The 19,784-nt window shown below is 58.5% G+C and carries 12 protein-coding genes; all 12 read left to right on the top strand.

What is annotated here, in order from left to right:
* Positions 1-166 precede the first annotated feature (166 nt).
* The gene (locus GQY55_RS06670) at positions 167-1,456 is read left to right on the top strand and encodes a cupin domain-containing protein (RefSeq protein ID WP_160039426.1); all 1,290 of its coding nucleotides are present in this window, start codon (positions 167-169) and stop codon (positions 1,454-1,456) included.
* A gap of 48 nt (positions 1,457-1,504) precedes the next feature.
* A complete protein-coding gene (locus tag GQY55_RS06665; RefSeq protein ID WP_160039424.1) occupies positions 1,505-4,021 on the top strand; it encodes a glycoside hydrolase family 95 protein in 2,517 nt (838 codons plus the stop codon).
* Between the two features lie 344 nt (positions 4,022-4,365).
* A complete protein-coding gene (locus GQY55_RS06660) occupies positions 4,366-5,259 on the top strand; it encodes an ABC transporter permease (RefSeq protein ID WP_236575477.1) in 894 nt (297 codons plus the stop codon).
* 19 nt (positions 5,260-5,278) lie between these two features.
* Positions 5,279-6,142: a carbohydrate ABC transporter permease gene (locus GQY55_RS06655; protein WP_160039420.1), complete on the top strand. Its 864-nt coding sequence runs from the start codon at positions 5,279-5,281 to the stop codon at positions 6,140-6,142.
* Positions 6,143-6,372: 230 nt separating this feature from the next.
* Positions 6,373-7,953, top strand: a complete 1,581-nt coding sequence (locus tag GQY55_RS06650; RefSeq protein ID WP_160039418.1) for an extracellular solute-binding protein — start codon at positions 6,373-6,375, stop codon at positions 7,951-7,953.
* A 76-nt stretch (positions 7,954-8,029) separates the two neighbouring features.
* Complete coding sequence (locus GQY55_RS06645) at positions 8,030-9,052, top strand: response regulator transcription factor (RefSeq protein WP_160039416.1); 1,023 nt, start codon at positions 8,030-8,032, stop codon at positions 9,050-9,052.
* Between the two features lie 5 nt (positions 9,053-9,057).
* Positions 9,058-10,947, top strand: coding sequence for a cache domain-containing sensor histidine kinase (locus GQY55_RS06640; RefSeq protein WP_160039414.1), 1,890 nt, complete (start codon positions 9,058-9,060; stop codon positions 10,945-10,947).
* 205 nt (positions 10,948-11,152) lie between these two features.
* A complete protein-coding gene (locus GQY55_RS06635; RefSeq protein WP_160039412.1) occupies positions 11,153-12,715 on the top strand; it encodes an extracellular solute-binding protein in 1,563 nt (520 codons plus the stop codon).
* A gap of 33 nt (positions 12,716-12,748) precedes the next feature.
* Entirely contained in the window at positions 12,749-15,178 is a 2,430-nt protein-coding gene (locus tag GQY55_RS06630) for a glycosyl hydrolase family 95 catalytic domain-containing protein (RefSeq protein ID WP_160039410.1), read from the top strand.
* Between the two features lie 159 nt (positions 15,179-15,337).
* The gene (locus GQY55_RS06625) at positions 15,338-16,534 is read left to right on the top strand and encodes a glucuronate isomerase (RefSeq protein WP_160039408.1); all 1,197 of its coding nucleotides are present in this window, start codon (positions 15,338-15,340) and stop codon (positions 16,532-16,534) included.
* Positions 16,534-17,574, top strand: coding sequence for a glycoside hydrolase family protein (locus tag GQY55_RS06620; protein ID WP_201452118.1), 1,041 nt, complete (start codon positions 16,534-16,536; stop codon positions 17,572-17,574). The genes GQY55_RS06625 and GQY55_RS06620 overlap by 1 nt, the downstream gene beginning before the upstream one ends.
* Before the next feature lie 12 nt (positions 17,575-17,586).
* A complete protein-coding gene (locus GQY55_RS06615; RefSeq protein ID WP_160039406.1) occupies positions 17,587-19,782 on the top strand; it encodes a glycoside hydrolase family 31 protein in 2,196 nt (731 codons plus the stop codon).
* Positions 19,783-19,784 lie beyond the last annotated feature (2 nt).

Below are 19,784 nucleotides of genomic sequence, written 5' to 3'. Positions count from 1 at the left end.
TTATATCGCTTGGCTTGAATACATATTCGAATAGCCCGGCAAGGTGCCGGGCTAATTTGCGTTTCATAAAAAAACACAAGCCGTACGCAACCCTCGCCATGGAGGAGAGGTGCTGCCGGTAGTAGCATGGAGGAAAGACGGATCGCGGGAAAGGGGAGGATGTATTTTGAAAGCGCTCTTAGTGGGGATGGGCGAAGCCGGAAGCGGCTGGTATCGCAGAGTTCGGAGCATGCACAGCGAACTGGAGCTGGCCGTTTCGGACCCGGACGAAAGCAGGCGGGAGCGGCTGCTGGCGGACGGGGTTCCTTTTTATACGGATGCCAAGGAAGCGATCGAACGGGAGAAACCTGATTTTGTCATCAACGTGACGCCGCGCCGTGTGCATACGGCCATCAACCATTTGGCTTTCGATTATAAGCTGCCGGTGCTGTGCGAAAAGCCGATTGCCGAAAACTACGAAAAAGCCCTCGAAATCGTAAAAAGAGCGGAGGAGGAACGGATTCCGTTCATGATCGCGGAAAATTACCGCACCTTCGCGCCCTTGCGCAAGCTGAAGCAGCTCATCGAGGCAGGCGCGGTCGGGGAGCTGCAATCGCTGGAATGCGAGTTTTTCCGGAAGCGCCAAAAGGTGGCGCTCGAGCCGAACGACGAGCTGGAGGAAGTGATCATCCACCATTTTGATCTGCTGCGCCATTTGTCGGGGCGGGAGGTCGGCAAGCTGTTTGCGGTCAAACGCCATGTGTTTCATATCGTGATGGATTTGCAGGCAGGCATTCAGGCATCCTTCCGTTGTTCGCTGCACAGCGCGGGACGCGAAACGCAGTGGCCGGGCGATTGGCGGATCGAAGGGGCGAAAGGCAGCCTGACCTTTAAGGACGGCGAGATTGAACTGACGACGCCGGAGGGCATGCAGCGCTGGACCGAATTCGGCGATGTCCCGGCCCCGACCGCCCTGCAGGAATTTCTGGCGGCGCTGGCGGAAAACCGGCGCGGCGAAACCGATGCGAAGGAATATTTGAAAAACCAGGCGCTTGCCCACTACACCCGCTTGTCTCTTCAGCAGGGGCGGCAGGTGGATACGTCGGCAAGCTGGGGATACGGTCCGGCGGACATCCGCAATTTTTTGCGGGCCGAGCGGAAGCCGTCCCAAAGCCATGGAGGCATCGGGATGGTGGAAGGCGTAAGGCTGTTCGGTCAAGGGGACTTCGAGACGCCGCTCAAATTTTTGTATTATTCGGTGCTGCCTCCGGGCACATCGATCGGGTATCATGGCCATCGCGAGGATGAGGAGATTTATATCCTGTTGGAAGGCGCCGGTCTCATGACGATTAACGGCGTCGAAACCCGGGTAGGTCCGGGGGATATCGTCGTCAACAAGCCTTGGTGGAAGCACGGCCTGCTCAATGACGGCAGCGAGCCGATCCGGGCGATCGTGTTCGAAGTCGGCAAAGCCTGATCATTGAAGCCGCGTCGGTGCTTAAGCAGAAGAAGGGGGATTCAAGAGGTGAGCTGGACAAACGAACGGGATTGGAAGGGGCGGCAAGCGGCGGCAAGGGAGGAAGGCCGGGCGGAGCTTGCCGGAGGCAGCGGAGCAAAAGGCGGAGCCGGGCGGCACGGCCGCCCGCTCCGGCTGTGGTATGCCGCGCCGGCGGCCCGATGGGAAGAAGCGCTGCCGATCGGCAACGGACGGCTCGGCGCGATGGTGTACGGCTCGACGGGTCTGGACACGATCCGCTTAAATGAGGATTCGCTGTGGTACGGCGGGCCCGGGCGGGCGGTTAACCCGGATGCCCGGCCGTATCTGAACGAAATCCGCGGCCTGCTGCGGGACGGCAGGCAGGCGGAGGCGGAGCATCTCGCCCGCATGGCGATGACCGCCTCTCCCAAATACGAGCAGCCTTATCAGCCGCTTGGCGATCTGATGCTGAAGCCCTTGAATGGCGCCGCTCAGGTTGAAGACTATGAGCGGGAACTGGATCTGGAGCGTGCCGTCGTCAACGTAACCTATCATGCGGACGGCGTCAATTACCGCCGGCAGTATTTCGTCAGCGAACCGGACGGGGTACTGGTCATCCGTCTGACCGCCGACCGTCCCGGCGCGCTGACCTTTGCCGTGAATTTGATGCGCCGCCCCTTCGACGGCGGCTGCCGGGCGCTCCCAGACGGCACGGTCGTCATGAGCGGGGAATGCGGGGCGGACGGCGTTCGTTTCAGCGCCGCATTTCGCGCTGTCCATGAAGGGGGGACGGTGCGGAACATCGGAGATTTTTTATCCGTGGAAGGCGCGTCCTCGGTGACGCTGCTGCTGGCCGCGCAGACGTCCTTCCGCGTGGACGATCCGGAGGCAGTCTGCCTTGAGCAGCTTCAGCGGGCGTCGGAACGTCCTTTCGACGAGCTGTTCCAGCGCCATGTAACGGAATACCGGCAAAGGTTCGACCGGTTGGAGCTGTCGCTGACGCCGGGCGGCGATCCTATGGAACGGCTCCCGACCGATCAGCGGCTGCTTCGGCTGAAAGAGGCGGAGAAGGCCTCCGGCAGCGAGCCGCCGGAACAAGCGAAAGCATCCGCCGATCCCGGCCTCATGGCCCTCTACGTGCAGTACGGCCGTTACCTGCTGTTATCCTGCTCGCGCCCGGGTTCTTTGGCCGCAAACTTGCAGGGCATTTGGAACGACAGCTTTACTCCGCCCTGGGAGTCGAAATATACGATCAACATCAATACACAGATGAATTATTGGCCCGCCGAAAGCTTAAACCTTGAGGAATGCCATGAGCCGCTGTTCGACCTGCTTGAGCGGATGCTGCCCAACGGGAAAGCCACGGCCCGCGACATGTACGGGTGCCGCGGGTTCGTCGCCCATCACAACACCAACCTGTGGGCGGAAACCCGGCCCGAGGGCATTCTCATGTCCTGCACCGTTTGGCCGATGGGCGCCGCTTGGCTCAGCCTCCATCTGTGGGAGCATTACCGCTACGGGATGGACGTATCGTTCCTGAAAAAGCGCGCCTTTCCCATCATGAAGGAGGCGGCTCTTTTCTTGCTCGATTACATGACGGAAGACGAGGAGGGCATGCTCGTGACCGGCCCGTCGGTATCGCCGGAGAACCGCTTCTTGCTTCCGAACGGTCAAAGCGGCAGCCTGTGCATGGGGCCGTCCATGGATTCGCAAATCGCGCTGACCTTGTTTGAAGCTTGCCGGGAGGCGGCGGACATCATCGGCCAGACCGATCAGCCGTCTTCCGATGCAGGGATGCGGGTCAGCGGCAAGACGGAAGGGGAAGCCGATTTCCTCGCGGAACTGGAGCGGGCCATCAAGCGAATGCCGAAACCGTCAGTCGGGCGTTACGGGCAGATTATGGAGTGGCGGACCGATTACGAAGAGGCCGATCCCGGGCACCGCCATATCTCGCAGCTGTTTGCGCTTCATCCGGGCAAGCTGATCGATGCATTGGAAACACCGGAGCTGGCGGAAGCGGCCCGGGCGACGCTGGCCCGCAGGCTGGCGTCCGGAGGCGGGCATACGGGCTGGAGCCGCGCCTGGATCGTCAACTTTTATGCGCGGCTGATGATGGGCGGCGAAGCGCACGGCCATTTGGAGAAGCTGCTGTCGCATTCCACGTACCCCAACATGCTGGACTGCCATCCGCCGTTTCAAATTGACGGCAATTTCGGCGGCGCTGCCGGGGTGGCCGAAATGCTGCTGCAATCCCATACCGGGGAGCTGCGGCTGCTGCCGGCGCTGCCGCCGCAGTGGCCCGCGGGACATGTGCGCGGATTGCGTGCCAGAGGCGGCTGGAGCGTCGACCTGAACTGGAGGGATGGAGCGCTCGTGGAGGCCATCCTCCATCCGCAGCGCGGCGGAACCTGCCGGGTCTGGTCCTCCGTGCCGCTCCATGTGCAGGACCCGCATACCGAATGGCGCGAAGAGAGCGGCGATGGAGAAACGCCGGGATACCGCTATCTCCTTGCGGCTGCCGAAGGAAAAAGCGTCATCCTCGTCTCCAAGCAGAACCGGCGGTAAATTCATGCAGCGGCCGAAAGAAAATAATAAAACACAAGCCAGCCGACAAATCCCCATTCCGGCGCAAGGACCGCGAACGTTAAGATAATCACGAAGGCAAGGGGCCGTTCTCAATATGGGCCGGCCCGACCGAACCGATCGAACGGGAGAGCAGGCAAGTTTCGGCCGATCGGTTTGGATAACGCTTTCTTTTCCAGAACAAATCCGTGAACCGGCCACACTTAAGCGGGCAACCCGGCTTTCCTAACCGGTTCAAAAGCGAAAAAGGAGCGATGGACATGTCAGGACAGGCGCCAACAGCCAGCCGGGCGGGCATCAAAACACGCAGCCGGTTCGCCAGGCAAATGAGCAATTTCCGCAAATACAAAGCGCTCTATTTGATAACGATTCCGGGCATTCTTTATTTTATCGTGTTTAAATATTTGCCGCTGATGGGCTCGGTCATGGCTTTTCAAAATTACAACATATTCAAAGGGTTTACCGGCAGCCCGTGGGTCGGGCTGGATCAGTTCAAGCGGATGTTCACCTACACGGAATTTCTGCGCATTTTGGAAAATACGGTGCTGATCGGCTTGTACGACATCATATTTGCGTTTCCGGTGCCGATCATTCTTGCGCTGCTGCTTAACGAGCTGCGAAAGGTGCTGTACAAGCGCATTTTGCAGACGGTCGTTTATTTGCCCCATTTCCTGTCCTGGGTCATCATCGGCGGGATTATGATCGGGATTTTGTCGCCGACGACGGGGATCGTAAATCAGGTGCTGAACTTTTTCGGCTTTCAGTCGGTTTATTTTCTCGGGGAGGATTCCTATATCCGCAGCATTCTGGTCGGCACGGGGATTTGGAAGGACAGCGGCTGGGGAACGATCGTATATTTGGCTGCGCTTGCCAGCGTGAACCCCGAGCTGTACGAGGCGGCGCGGATGGACGGGGCGAACCGCTGGAGGCAGACGTTGTCCATCACCATCCCGGCGATTTTGCCGACGGTGACGATCATGTTCCTGCTGCATATCGGCAACTTCCTGGATTTCGGCTTCGAACGGGTTTTCGTTTTCGTCAATTCGCTGAACGAGCAAAAGGGCGACATTCTCGATACGTACATTTACCGGGTCGGCCTGATCGACCAGCAGTACAGCTACACGACGGCGATCGGCCTGTTCAAGTCCGTGGTCGGCCTGATGCTGATCATGATCGGCAACGCCCTCAGCAGGAAAGCAAGCGGAGAAGGACTTTACTAGGGAAAGGAGCATGGCGACAATGAACATCAAAGGACGCTGGTTCGACTGGTTCAACTCGATATTTTTGGCGCTCGTCGGCTGCCTCATGGTTTTTCCGCTGCTTCATGTGCTTGCCAAGTCGTTCAGCAGCAGCAAAGCGATCAACGCCGGCCTCGTAAAGCTGTTTCCGGTGGATTGGACTTTGGTCAACTATCAGGTCATCTTGTCCGACAGCTCGATCTGGAGGGCGTTTCTGGTCAGCGTCATCATTACGGTAGGGGGCACGGCCATCAACCTGATCCTGACGGCATCGCTGGCTTACCCGCTTTCCCGTCCGGAGTACACGATGCGAAAAGTGGTGCTGATCTTCATCCTGATCACGATGATTTTCCAGGCCCCGCTGATCCCGAACTATTTGATCATCAAAAATTTGCATTTGCTGAACACGTTATGGGCGCTTATTATTCCTTCGGCGATCAGCGCGTACAACCTGTTTATTATGAGATCCTTTTTCGTGGGGCTCCCGCCCGAGCTGATCGACAGCGCCAGAATCGACGGAGCCGGCGAGCTGCGGACGATGTGGAGCGTCATTTTGCCCCTGTCCAAGCCGGTGATGGCGACGATGGGATTGTTTTACGCCGTATCGCACTGGAACTCGTATTCCACGGCCCTGTATTACATCAACAACCGCGCCTTGTATCCGCTGCAGATGCGGCTGCGCGAAATCGTGCTGAGCAACGACCTCGGCCAGGCCGGCAGCCTGCTGGAAGGCTTCAACGAGGTGTCGCCCGCGGGCGTGCAAATGGCGGTCATCATCGTTTCGGTGCTGCCGATCGTCATCGTCTACCCGTTCCTGCAAAAGTACTTCATTAAAGGGATGCTGATCGGGTCGATCAAAACCTAGGATTTCAAGGCCGAATGCGGCGTGATTTACCTTGAGGACCGTCATTGGAGGCCTATGCTTATAAAGCGGGGCGAGGAATCCTTGTCAGCCGCGCAAGTCTCCCTACTTTTCTTGTGAATGAATGCGATTTCATATATACGAAATATGATAATATAGAGGTGCTCTACACCAACGCGAAAATCGACATCACGTCCTGTAGCGATACTCCGGATGAGAAAGAGGGGGAGGCCATGAAAAAATGGTTGTATTTGATCCTGACCATGATCGTGACGCTTGCAGGCTGTTCTTTTCCGGGAATGACCCATTCTCCGGGCACCTCCGGATCCTCCCCTGGGCAGGCGGCCGGCAGCGGCGCGTCTCCGGGGGCTTTATCGTTTTCCATCGTTCTTTCCACCGGGTCTAATCCTTATGCGGCCCAATCGCCCGACATTCAGCAGGATAAATGGGTCAAACAATTGGAAGCGCTGACAAACACCGATCTCCGCATGACCATGATTCCGTTGAAGGACGTCGACAAACGCCTGCCGGTGCTGCTGACCGGCGACGATTTTCCGGATGTCGTCCAGACCGTCGGAGGAGCAAGCTCCGCGGCCATGGCCGGAACCGTCGAGGCCGGCTTGTTTATGCCTTTGGACGATTTGCTCCGTGAGTACGCGCCACGCCTGCTCGCCCGGATTCCGAAGGAAGCGTGGCAGGAAACGAGCTACCAGGGAAAAATCTACGGCATTCCGGCCTGGCTCGACAATCCGTCGAGGCGAGGCACGTACATCCGTACCGACTTGCTGAAAAAAACGGGGCTTCCGGCGCCGAAAACGGTGGACGAGTTTCTGAACGTGCTGCGCGCCTTCAAAAAGCTGGGCGTGGACAATCCGTACCAAATGCGGGAGAACTTCAAGTACGCGGATGTCATTTTCGGCGCGTATGACGTGCTGGGATACCAGTTCGAGCTTAAAAACGGCGAGGTCGTGCCGAAGTTTTTCGACGAAAAACGCATGATGCAGGCGCTCTCCGTTTATAAGACGATGCTTGACGAAGGCCTGATTGCGAAAAATTTCGCTACCGTCAGCATCAGCGAATACAGCCGCAACATCCATAGCGGCCAAGCGGGGGTCTGGACGGCGAATGCCGCAGGACTGCTCGAGTTCCGGACGAAAGTAAAGGAATCGGTGCCAGAGGCCGAAGTGGACATCATTCCTTCTCCCGAGGGTCCCGGCGGCTCAAAAGGCTACGGGCTTTACAGCTCGGTCATCAACTCCTATTACATCAATAAAAATGTATCGAAGGAAAAGGCCATCGGCATCGTGCGGTTTTTCGACTGGATGCTGAGCGACGAGGCCGAGCGCTTTTTTTCCTTCGGCATTCCCGGCGACACGTACACCATCGAAAACGGCAGCATCAAATACCGGTTTCCGCAAAACCGGGATGAGCAGGATGAGCAAGGCTTCCGCGAACTGCTGTGGCTGACCCATGATTTGACGATCAACCGCCAGCGGACCAAGCTGCTTCCCGGGGGCGGCGACGTGCTTCAAGCGATCGATCGTACGCTTACGGACGAAGGGCTTGGCAATATCGTTTTTGTGCCCGACCTGGAAGCGTTCAGCGTCTATCCCGAGCTGGCGCCGAACAATCCGAACCAGCCGCCGCCGCTGATCGTCGACCATATGGTGCGGATGATTTACGGCAAAGAGCCGATATCCGATTGGCCCAAGGTGATTCGGGAGTACAGGGATCGCGGCGGGGACGCGATTATCCGCGAGGCGACGCAGCGCTATAAAGCGCATGAGGGCGTCTTGGTGCTGCCCACCCGCTAAAGGTCGTTTTAACGGACAGGCGCATAGCGCCGCAGCTTACTTTTCAAATCCGGCAAAGAAAAGGGGTTTTGGATCCATGCGTGTGCTGATTGTGGAAGATGAACCTGTCATTCAGAAAGGGCTTGTTAAAATGGTGCAGCGGTATCCCGCGTCGTTTTCGGCGATTTATACGGCAGACGACGGGGCGTCCGCCCTGGAAATGATCCAAAGCGTGGAGCCCCATCTGGTGCTGACCGATCTGAGGATGAAGCGGATGGACGGCCTGGAGCTGTGCGAGCGGATTCACCGGGAATATGCGCATGTGCAGGTCGCGGTCATTTCCGGCTACAACGATTTCGGGTACGCCCAGCGGGCGATCGAATACGGCGTCAAACGGTATCTGCTCAAGCCGGTGACCCAGCAGGACGTGCACAACGCGCTGCGCGAAATCATCGCCGGCATGAACGAAAACATCGTTCCGCTGCAAAAGTACGTGGAGTGGTCGGAAAAGCTGGAGCAAAGCATTTGGATGCTGCAAAAAGGCGACATGGACCGGCTGCTCGCGGAAAGCGGGCAGGAAGGTTTGTTTGCCGGACTGCATGCGCTCGGCATGAAATCGGTGCTGGAAGACTGCCTGCGCATGATCGCGGCAAAGCTGTCCCAGCGGGGCTGGAAGCCGCAAATCGGCTTGGACATAAAAGGCACGGACATCAGCAAAAAGGAAGCGTTCGAAGCTTTCGGAGCGGCGCTTGACCAAATGTATACCCAGCTGCAACTGACGCGCAAAGGAAAGTTCAAAGATCCGATCGAGGAGGCGAAGGCGTTTATCGACCTGCATCTGTCGGAGGAGGTGACGCTGGAGGAAGTCGCCAAGCGGGTTGGATTGACCCGGACCTATTTCAGCGCGCTTTTTAAAAAAATGACCGGCGAAACCTTCGTGCATTACCGCATCAAGAAACGGATCGAGGAAGCGCGCAAGCTGCTAGCCGTCCCGACGCTGACCATCACGGACATCGCGGTTCAGGTCGGTTACGAGGATTATCCCCATTTTACGAAGACGTTCAAAAATTTCGTCGGCATGTCGCCTTCGGAATACCGGTCGTCTTTTGGCATTGAGTGATGCGCATGATGAAAATTCGCTTGCGAGTCAGGCTGCTGATCGGTTTTTTGGTCGTCATTTTGCTGTCGCTTTCGACCGTTGGCATTGCCTTCTATACGATATCGGCGAGGCAGCTGTCCCAAAGCGCGGAAAATCAGATGACGCAAATCGTCAACAACGCCGTCCATCATACCAACCTGTATTTGTCTTCCTACCAGCGCTCGATGGTAGCCCTGCTTTCCAACGTGAGCGTCAAAAAATATATCGATTTGCCCTCGGACCGCGAGGAATACGAAAATTACCGCTACCTGACCGACATCCGCGATTCCATCGTGGATCCGGTCTGGATCCGCAACCCGGAAATCAGCGCGCTGTATATCATCGGGTACAACGGCAATGCGCTGTATTATTTCAACGGCGGCACGGAACCGTCCCTCGGGCCCGAAGAAACGGCAAAGCAAATCGATTTTTTCAAAAAGCATACGGACCCTTCCGGGCGGCTGACGATCCTCAATCACAGCATTCAGGGCGAGGGGGCGCCGATGCTGACGTTGGTCCGCCGCATCCGCGGGCTCCGCTCCCCCGAGATGAAAGGGTTCGTCGGCATCGAGGTCAAGTCCGAAGAGCTGTCGACGCTTTGGAAAGGGATCGACCTCGGGACGGACAGTTATTTTTTTATCGTCGATAACGGGGGCCGGATTCAATACCATGCCGATCCGAAGAAAACCGGAAAGGCGCTTCCCGCAGGTTTGCAGGACCAAATCTCCCAAGCGGGGGTTGCGATGTTCCACAGCTCGGCGGAAGGCGAGAAGCGGGCTTATATCAGCCGCAAGGCCGATTATTCCGACTGGAATCTGGTCGTGTCCATCCCCGACAGTCAACTGGTAAAACCGCTCGAAACGACGCGTACGCTCATCTTCATCGTGGCGGGAATCACGTTCCTGTGCGCGCTGTTTTTGGCGAATCGCTTTGGAGCGTCGATCACGAATCCGATCCGCCGGCTGATGAAAGGGATGAGCCAAACCGAAAAAGGGAATTGGGAATTCATTCCCCTTCCGAAAAGGCATGACGAAATTACGGAGCTGATCATCCGGTACAATCTGATGGTCAACCGGCTGTCGGAGCTGGTGGACATCGTGTATCAGTCCGAGCTGAAAAACAAGGAGATGCAGGCCGAACGGCAAAAGGCGGAATTCCAGTCGCTGCAGCTGCAGATCAATCCGCATTTTTTGTACAACACGCTGGAAACGGTCGTCTGTTACGCCGTCATTCAGGACTCGGAGGAAATTTCCGAAATCGTCGGGGCGCTTTCCTATATGCTGCATTATTCGGTAAGGACCCATCTGGAGGAAATTACGGTCGCCAACGAGCTGAAGCACGTTATGTTTTTTATGGTGATCATCAACCACCGCATCGGGCGGGCGTTCGAAATCGACTTGCGGGTCGCGCCCGATCTTTTGCTGAGGAAAATGGTCCGTTTAACGCTGCAGCCGCTGGTCGAAAACGTGTTTCAGCATGCGTTCCGCGGCGGGATCGAAGACCATCATACGATTGCGATCGATGCGGGCGAGGAGGAGGACTGCTTTTGGGTCAGCGTCGAGGACAACGGCTGCGGCATGGCGCCGGAACGTCTTGAGGAGCTGCGCGCCAAGCTGCGCGAAAACCGGCTGGCCGACGGCGGCGGGGAAGGGCAAATCCACGGCAACATCGGCGTTGCCAACGTGCACCGGCGCATCCAGCTTGTATTCGGCGAGGAATACGGGTTGAGCGTGGAAAGCAGCCTGGGGCGCGGCACGAAGATGATCATGCGCATGCCGCGTACGGCGGCGGCCGCCCAGGAAAGGGACGCTGCTGCCGGAGAGGAAGCTTTGCTGCCTCCAAACCGGTCTGATGGGAACGCATGGCGGGTGGGATGATGGAATGAACGAAAGAAATGGACAGCCGGGAGACCGGCTGTTTTTTTGCATGGAAATGTTCAATGCTTCGCCGGTCACACTCACCCTAAAAAAACACACCACCAGCATAATCCGCCCCATGGGTGCGCCCCTGCTTTCGTTTTATCATGGGATAAGCAAGGAAAAGAATGCATGTCTCTACAGTAACGGAAAGGGGAAAAGTCTAATGAAGAAATGGATCAGCCTGGTTTTGGCATCGGCGCTTCTGACGGTTGGCGTCGCAGGTTGCGGCAAAAATAGCGGCTCGAACGCCGCAGACGCTTCCGACGAGTCCAAGCCGCTCAAATTTTCGATCTCCCTGACAACAAGTGGAAACAGTTATGCAGAAAGCTCAAAGGATATCAACAACGACAAATGGGTTAAGGAATTTGAAAAGAGGGCCAACATCGACGTAGACATCCAGATGATCCCGCTCAAGGATTTCGACTCGAAGATGTCGATCATGTTTGCGGGCGGAGATATCCCTGACGTGGTGCAAAACGTCGGCGGCGCGACGGACAAATCGATGTCCGGTTCCATTGAAGCCGGGGTGTTTATGCCTCTCGACGATCTGCTGAAGGAATACGCGCCGAATATTATGAAAGCGGTTCCGAAGGAAGCTTGGGACGAGGTCAGCTATAAAGGAAAAATCTACGGGGTACCGACGTGGCTGAGCAACCCTTCCCGCCGCGCGACGTTTATTCGGACCGACCTGCTCGAAAAGACGGGGCTTCCGGTTCCCAAAACGATGGATGATCTTTTGAACGTTCTGCGCGCATTCAAAAAACTGGGCGTGCCTGCGCCGTATCAAGCCCGCGAGAACTTTAAATACGCGGATATCGGCTTCGGAGCTTACGACGCGCTTGGTTACCAGTTCATGGAGAAGGACGGCGAGGTCGTTCCGAAGTTCTTTAATGCCGAGAACATGGAAAAAGCGCTCAACTTTTATAAAACGATGTATGACGAAGGCTTGATCCAGAAAGATTTTGCCACGATTCAGCCGCCGCAGTACACCGAGAACATCCAGGCGGGAAATGCGGGCATTTGGACGGCGAATGCGGCCGGATTGCTCGATTTCAGAACCAAAATCCAGGAGGTTGTTCCGGACGCGAAGGTCGATATCATCCCGTCTCCTGAAGGAGACAACGGCTTGAAAGGCTACGGCCTGTACAGCTCGGTCAACACCTCCCTGTATATCAACAGCAAGGTCAGCAAGGAAAAAGCGATCCGCATCATCAAGCTGTTCGACTGGATGCAGACGCCGGAGGCCGTGAAATTTTTCAGCTTCGGCATCGAGGGGGAAAACTACACCGAAAAAGACGGCAAGATCGATTATAAGATGCCGACGGATAAACAAGGCAATGACGAACAAGGCTTCCGTTCCATGCTCAGATGGGTAGGCGACGGAACGATTAACCGCGAGCGCACCGAGCTGCTTCCGGGCGGAACGGACGTGCTGAAGGCGCTGGACGAAACGCTGGCCCACGAAGGCATCGGCGGCATCGGCTTCGTTCCGGACCTGGAAACCTTCAGCCAATATCCGGATTTGGCGTCCAAACGCCCCGACCAGGCGCCGAAGCTGATCATCGACCACATGGTGAAAATGATTTACGGCAAGGAGCCGATCTCCGATTGGCCGAAGGTCATCGAGGAATATAAGCAAAAAGGCGGCAATGAAATCATTAAGGAAGCGACCGAACGCTTCAAAAACAATGACGGCATTTTGAATCAAGCCAGCCGCAACCAATAACAAACGCGGCAAGCGGGGAAAGAGGTGTGCAGCATGGATAGGGGTTCCGCGGAAGCATGGAGGTTGAAGCTCCTTACCCCGTCTTCCTGGTGGGGGGCGAAATGGCGAGAAGCGCTTCCGGCCGGAAACGGCCGTCTCGGCGCGGCGGTATACGGAGGCGTTCATCAAGAGACCATCATGCTGACGCATGGCGACTTATGGTGGCAGAGCCGCACGCCGGAGCTGCCCGACGTCAGCGGCAGGCTTGCGGAAATGCGCCGGCTGATGCTGGCGGGCCGGGAGGCGGAGGCCGAGCCGATGCTGATTGAGGAGCTTCAAGACCTGGGATACGATCCGGTGATGGCCGTTCCGCTTCCGCTGGGGGATCTGACGGTCCGTTATGAAGTCGGCGAAGGGTTCAAACATTATTCCCGCGAGCTGGATATGCAGACCGGCGAAATCACCGTTCGCTGGCAGGACAGGGGGGCCGCTTTCGAGCGGGCCCTGTTCGTATCCCGCTCCGATGACATGGTCGTGATGGAGCTGCGGGCGGAAGAGCCTTCGGCCGTAAAGGTCGGCTTATCGCTCGGACTGCATGATCCAGCCGATGTTAAACGTCCGCCGGGCCGGCCCGAAGCGCCGCTGCCGGCGGACGCGGAGTCGGGGGCGGACGGCGCTTATGTATGGTACGCGGCCCGCAGCGATGACGGCAGCGATTTCGGGGCCGTGGCCCGCATCGTTCCGGCGGCCGGCGGCTTGGCTGCCGGCCGGGCGGAAGCGGTGGTCGATGGCGCCGGGAAGGTGCTTGTTTTGCTGCGCATGTTCGTTTCCGGCAGCCGGGAGGCGGAATGGGCAAGGCTGAAAGCTGAGCTAGCGGCGGAGCAAAGAGGCTACCGGGAGCTGCTGGCCGCGCATGTCCGCGAACATCGCGAGCTGTTCGGCCGGATGACGCTTGATTTGCATGCGGCAGGCCGAGATCGTTCCAATGAAGAACTGCTGCTTGAAGCCTATCAAGGCGAAGCGCCTTTGGCTTTGCTGGAAAAAATGTGGGCTTACGGCAGGTACCTGCTCATTTCGAGCTCCCGCGAAGGCGGCAGCCCTTGCCATCTCTACGGCTTGTGGTGCGGCGAGTACCGGGGCTTTTGGGCGTTCAACATGGCCAATGAAAATTTGCAGATGATGTATTGGCAGGCGCTGAGCGGCCGGATGCCGGAGCTGCTGCTGCCGGTGTTCGATTACATGGAGCGGCTGCTGGACGACTTCCGTTTGAACGCTCAACGTCTCTTTGGCTGCAGGGGGATTTTTATCCCGGCGCCGACGGCCCCGGATTCGGGGCTCATCAAAACGCTCGCGCCGCATATCGTTCATTGGACGGGTGCGGCGGGCTGGGTCGCCCAGCATTATTACGATTATTATCTTTATACGGGGGATCGGGAGTTTCTTAGAAATCGGGCGCTGCCGTTTTTAAGGGAAGTCGCTTTGTTTTATGAAGACTTTTTTGTGGTCGGGGAGGACGGCAGGCTGCTAAGCTGCCCGTCCAATTCGCCGGAGAACAAACCCGGCAACGGGGCCGGCGGTCCGAAAGGGACGACGGTGAACGCAACGATGGATTTTGCCATCGCCAAAGAGGTGCTGGGCCGTTTGGTGGCCGGGGCCGAAAGCGAAGGGCTGTACCCGGGGGAAATTGCGGCGTGGAAAGAACTGCTGCGGCGGATTCCGGATTACCAGGTGAATGAAGACGGCGCGATCCGGGAATGGATGCATCCTGCATACGACGACGAATACCATCACCGCCATCAGTCGCATCTTTACCCGGTGTTTCCGGGCAAGGAGGTTACGAAGGAGAACGCCCCCGCTTTGTTTGAGGCGTTTTGGACGGCTGTCCGGAAAAGGCTGGTCGTCGGGATCAAAGAGCAGACCGGCTGGTCGCTTGCCCATATGGCGAATTTGTACGCCCGTTTGGGCGAGGGGGATTTGGCGCTGGAATGCCTGAATTTGCTGAGCCGCTCGTCGGTGATCAACAACTTTTTCACGCTTCATAACGACTGGCGGCATATGGGGATCGGGCTCTCCATGGATTGGGCTCCGGTGCAGCTGGACGCCAATATGGGCTGGACGGCGGCGGTGCAGGAAATGCTGCTGTATTCCGAGCCCGGGCGGCTGAAGGTTCTTCCGGCGCTGCCTTCAAAATGGCGAAAGGGACGCGTGCAGGGGCTGCTGGCCTGCGGAGGAATTGAGGTCGATATCGATTGGGACCTGGAGCGAAAGATGCTGGTGGTAAAGCTGCTATCGGCAAAGGACGATCAACACGTGACGATAGATTTGCCCGAGGGAAGTGAGGCAGCGGAGGACGATACGATACGGCAGGAATCGGTGAAAATGGAGGCTCCTTCGGGCCCGAAGCAGAAACCGGAGGTTCGGTCGCTGCTTAAAGCCGGCAAGGCGGTAATCCTTACAGCCGCATTTAGGACGCCTGTCGGTTGAAACGGGCCGAATTGCATTCATTTGCCGGTCTAAGGCAAGGGCGTCGCGGGTGCCGGACGGAGTGCGCCACCGGTAGCGGCCGCGGCTGCCGCAATCCATCGTGGAAGGACGTTAAGGACGAAAAGATAAAGCAAGCAGGCAACCAAAGGAGGGTTCCGGATGAAAGAGGCATCTTTGCTGGACGACATCATGGCGATGGGCGTCATCGATACGCATACCCATCTGGTGGGAGACCGTTTATGCGCGGAGGATTTTTGGGAAATCGCCGACTATTTCTGGCTGAACCGCGAGCTTCAGACCGCAGGTTATCCGCCCGGGGCGGGAGCTTTGCCGGAGGGAAAGCGGATTGAGGCTTTCCTGAAGGCCTACCATGCTTCGCGCAACACGCTGATGAACATCGCGTTCACCACGATTTTGAAGGACTTGTACGAGGTGGAGCTGACGGGCGAGGCATCGGTCCGGGAAGCGGATGCGCGGATCAAGGCAAACCGTAAAGGTCCCGGCTGGGCGCAAAACGTGGCGGATCGGCTGCATGTGCGCCGTTTTGCCGTCAATCATCCGCAGCATGCCTCCTTTGAAGGAATGGAGCAGGATGCGCTGCTGTTTCCGCGGATCGACGGCTGGCTGCCAAAGCGGGTCGGACAAATATTGCAGTCGGATCGGCGGGAAGAAGCGTTTGAGCTGGCGAAGGAACAGGTTCGCAAACAGTTGGGCGAATATCAGGAGATGGGCTGTCCCGGCATCATGACCACGCTCCCGGAATTTGAGGCGGCGGCGCATGAATCGTACCGAATCAGCGAAGACAGCCGGTCCGACGAGGTGCTGTTTATGCTTTTGCACGAAATGTGCGCAGAGCTTGAGCGCCGCGGCATGTTTTTGCAGCTGTTTCTCGGCGTGGAGCGCAGATGGGGCAGCACTTCCGCGGCTCCGGTCAATGATCCGCTCCGCGTCGTCCGGTTGTACGGATTTTTTGAAAAATACTCCATACCGTTTGAACTGGTCACCGCCGCGGAGCTGAGCAACCTGGACGTCGTGCAGGCGGCATGGAATTTCCCGAATGTTCACGTCGGCGGGATGTGGTGGTACAACTTTCGGGCAAGCACTTATACGCAAAGCATGCAGTATCGGCTCGAAGCGCTGGCTCCCGCCAAAAGCTCGCTGATCGTATCCGATGCCCGCTGCATCGAATGGACGTACGGAAAGATTCATGCCGTGAAGCGGCTGCTGGCGGGATTTTTGGATGAACAGGTAGCCAAGGGATGGATGGACCGCGAATTTGCGCTTTACTGCGCGGCGGAATGGTTGTATGGGAGCGCGGCCAGGCGTTACGGACTGAAGGGGCGGGAGGGAGCATGATGGATTTTTCGCTGATGGATCGGATGCTTCCCGCGCCGCTTAACGGCGGCTTTCGGATGGACGGCTGGTGGGTATGGTGCGGATCGGTCGTACGCGGCGAGGACGGGCGCTATCATATGTTTGCTTCCCGATGGCCCGGCTGGCTGCCGATGCATCCGGGCTGGCTGCTCCGCTCGGAGGTCGTCAGAGCCGTATCGGATACGCCGGAGGGACCTTATCTTTATGCCGAAACGGTGCTTCCCGCCAGGGGCGCGGAGTATTGGGACGGGCGCAGCACGCATAATCCTCATATCATCCGGCATGGCGGCAAGTATTTCCTCTACTACATGGGGTCCACGCATCCGTTTGCGGAAGTGACGCCCGAAGAACCGGTTGGACTGGACGACTGCCGCGCGATCGCGGCGAGAGCGAACAAACGGGTGGGCCTGGCCGTATCGGACAGCGTGTTCGGACCTTGGAAACGGCTCGACGCTCCGATTTTGCCTGTGCGCCCCGGCAAGTTCGACAGCTACCTGACTTCGAATCCGGCTCCTTGCATCAGAGAGGACGGATCGGTGCTCCTGATTTATAAAGCGCGGAAATACGAAGGGCATACGTACGGCAATATGACGCTTGGCGCGGCGGTGGCGGATGGGCCGGAGGGACCTTACCGCGTCATCCGCGAGGAGCCGTTGTTTCCGCCTGAAGTGCATGTGGAAGACCCGTTCGCGTGGCGGACCGAAAGCGGGTATGCCATGATCGCCAAAGACATGGAGGGCCATCTTTGCGGCGAAAAGCACGGCGGCATTTTGGCCGTGTCGGACAACGGGACGGATTGGCGGCTAGCCGATGCTCCTAAAGCTTATTCGCGGGAAATCTTATGGGATGACGGACGGAAGCGGGTGATGGGCAGCTTCGAGCGGCCGTTCCTGCTCTTTCAGGACGGCAGGCCGACGCATTTGTTTGCGGCGACCGCCGACGGGCCGGGAGGTTTCCGTCATGCGCGGCAGACATGGAATATGGTGATACCGCTTGCGGCAGATCCGCCGGGCGGTCTGTAGGAGGGACAGCTGATGCAGCATACGGAATGGATTCAGGCGGCGCCGGGCGTATGGAAGACGACCATCGGCAGTCCGGAGGGACTGACGCCGCTCACCTGCATGAACCGGAAGCCGAAAACGGAAGCGATGACCGAGATGCCGGATGTTCCGCTTCCGCTAGATTGGGAGGAAATCGCATTCACCGGGCTGAAAGCAGGCGGGAGCCTGCTGTCGTTTCCGCTCGACCGGAACGAGGAGCTGTACGGCGCCGGCCTGCAGTTCATGCGGATGAATCAGCGCGGCCGTACCCGGTACCTGCGGGTGAACAGCGATCCCCGGCAGGATACGGGGGAGACGCATGCGCCCGTTCCTTTCCTGGTGAGCGGGCGGGGGTACGGCGTGCTGGTGGACACCGCGCGCGCCGTCACCTTGTATTGCGGGTCGACGCTGCGGCAGCGCGAAAGCGCCGCGTCCGAAGCCCGCGACCGCAATACGGATCGCGGCTGGAAAGCGACGCCGGTATCGGACCGGCTGGAAATCCGGCTCCCGCCGGAAGGGGCGGCGGTATATCTGTTTGCCGGTCCCGGCATGATGGATGCGGTGCGGCGCTACAACCTGTTCTGCGGCGGCGGCGTGCTGCCCCCGCGCTGGGGGCTGGGCTTCTGGCACCGCGTCCCGACGTTGTACCGGGATGAAGAGGTCGAGCGGGAGGCGATGGAATTTCGCGCAAGGGACATTCCTTGCGACGTCATCGGGCTGGAGCCGGGCTGGCATTCGGCAAGCTACCCGGTCACGTATGAATGGGATGCGGGCCGTTTTCCCGACCCGGCCGGATTCGTTTCCCGCATGCGGCAGGCCGGGTTCCGGCTCAATCTGTGGGAGCATCCCTACGTATCGCCGCGATCGGGATTGTACGGCTGGCTGAAGGCGCTGTCCGGCGATTATTCCGTCTGGGGCGGCCTCGCCCCAGACTATACGCTGGAAAAGGCGCGGGAGCTGTACGCCGCCCAGCATGAACGGGAGCATGTCAGCCTCGGCATATCCGGCTACAAGCTGGACGAATGCGACGGCAGCGAACTGACCCGCAATTCATGGATGTTTCCGGCGCATGCCGCCTTTCCGTCCGGACATGACGGGGAGCAGATGCGGCAGCTGTACGGGTTGCTGCTGCAGGACATGACAAGCGGCATTTTCCGCAGAAATAACCGGCGCACCTACGGGCTGGCGCGGGCCTCCAACGCGGGCGCGTCCCCGCTTCCGTACGTGCTGTATTCGGATTTGTACGATCACAGGCAGTTCGTCAGAGCGCTGTGCAATGCATCGTTTTGCGGGCTGCTATGGAGTCCGGAGGTGCGCCGAACCGAAAGCACCGAAGATTGGGTGCGGCGGATGCAGACGGTTTGTTTCTCGCCTTTGGCGATGCTGAACGCCTGGGGAGACGGCGTGAAGCCGTGGAGCGATCCCGAGGCGGAGGCGACGATCCGCCATTATATCCGTTTGCGGATGCGCCTGCTGCCCTATCTATACACCGTGTTTGCCGAATACGAGGCGAAGGGAATCCCGCCGTTTCCGGCCATGCCGCTCGTATTGGACGAAGAAAAGCGAACGAAGAAGGGCGCGGCATCCGCCGCCGGAAAAAGGACGGACGTTGCAGCCGCAAACGACGGCTCCCCGAAAGGATCAAGCCGGGCTTTCGGTGTGCTCGACACTTCGGAGGGAGCCTACGGAACCCGGCTTGGGCGCGAATGGGATGACCAGTTTTGCATCGGGCGCGATCTGCTTGTCGCGCCGATGTTTGCGGGCGAAACCGGAAGGGATGTGCTGCTGCCGGAGGGCGTTTGGTATGAAGCCGAAACCGGCGTGCGCCGCGAAGGCGGGCGCGTCATTCGCGTGGAGTGCCCGCTGGAACGCCTGCCGCTTTTTGTGCGCGAGGGTGCGGTCATTCCGATGATGCCTGCCCTGGACCATGTGCCTGAAGGGGACATTCCGGTAGAGCTGATCCATTTTGGATCCGCACCGGGCGAAAGCCTGCTGTACGACGATGACGGAGAAACCTTTGATTACGAACGGACCGGCGGATGCTGGCGGAAGGTGACGGTGGCCAAAGCCGCGGACGGGAGCTTTTCCGGTACCGTGGAATCGGGAGGGCAGGGATGCCGTTACCGTATAACGGGCTGGCGGTTCGGGCAGACCTGCCTGCCGCCGGAATCAACCGAGCCTTCAATTTGAGG

This window comes from Paenibacillus sp. USDA918EY (genome assembly GCF_009870825.1).
Classification (GTDB): Bacteria; Bacillota; Bacilli; order Paenibacillales; family Paenibacillaceae; genus Paenibacillus_AQ; species Paenibacillus_AQ albilobatus.
This window is presented reverse-complemented; position numbering and strand designations above follow the sequence as displayed.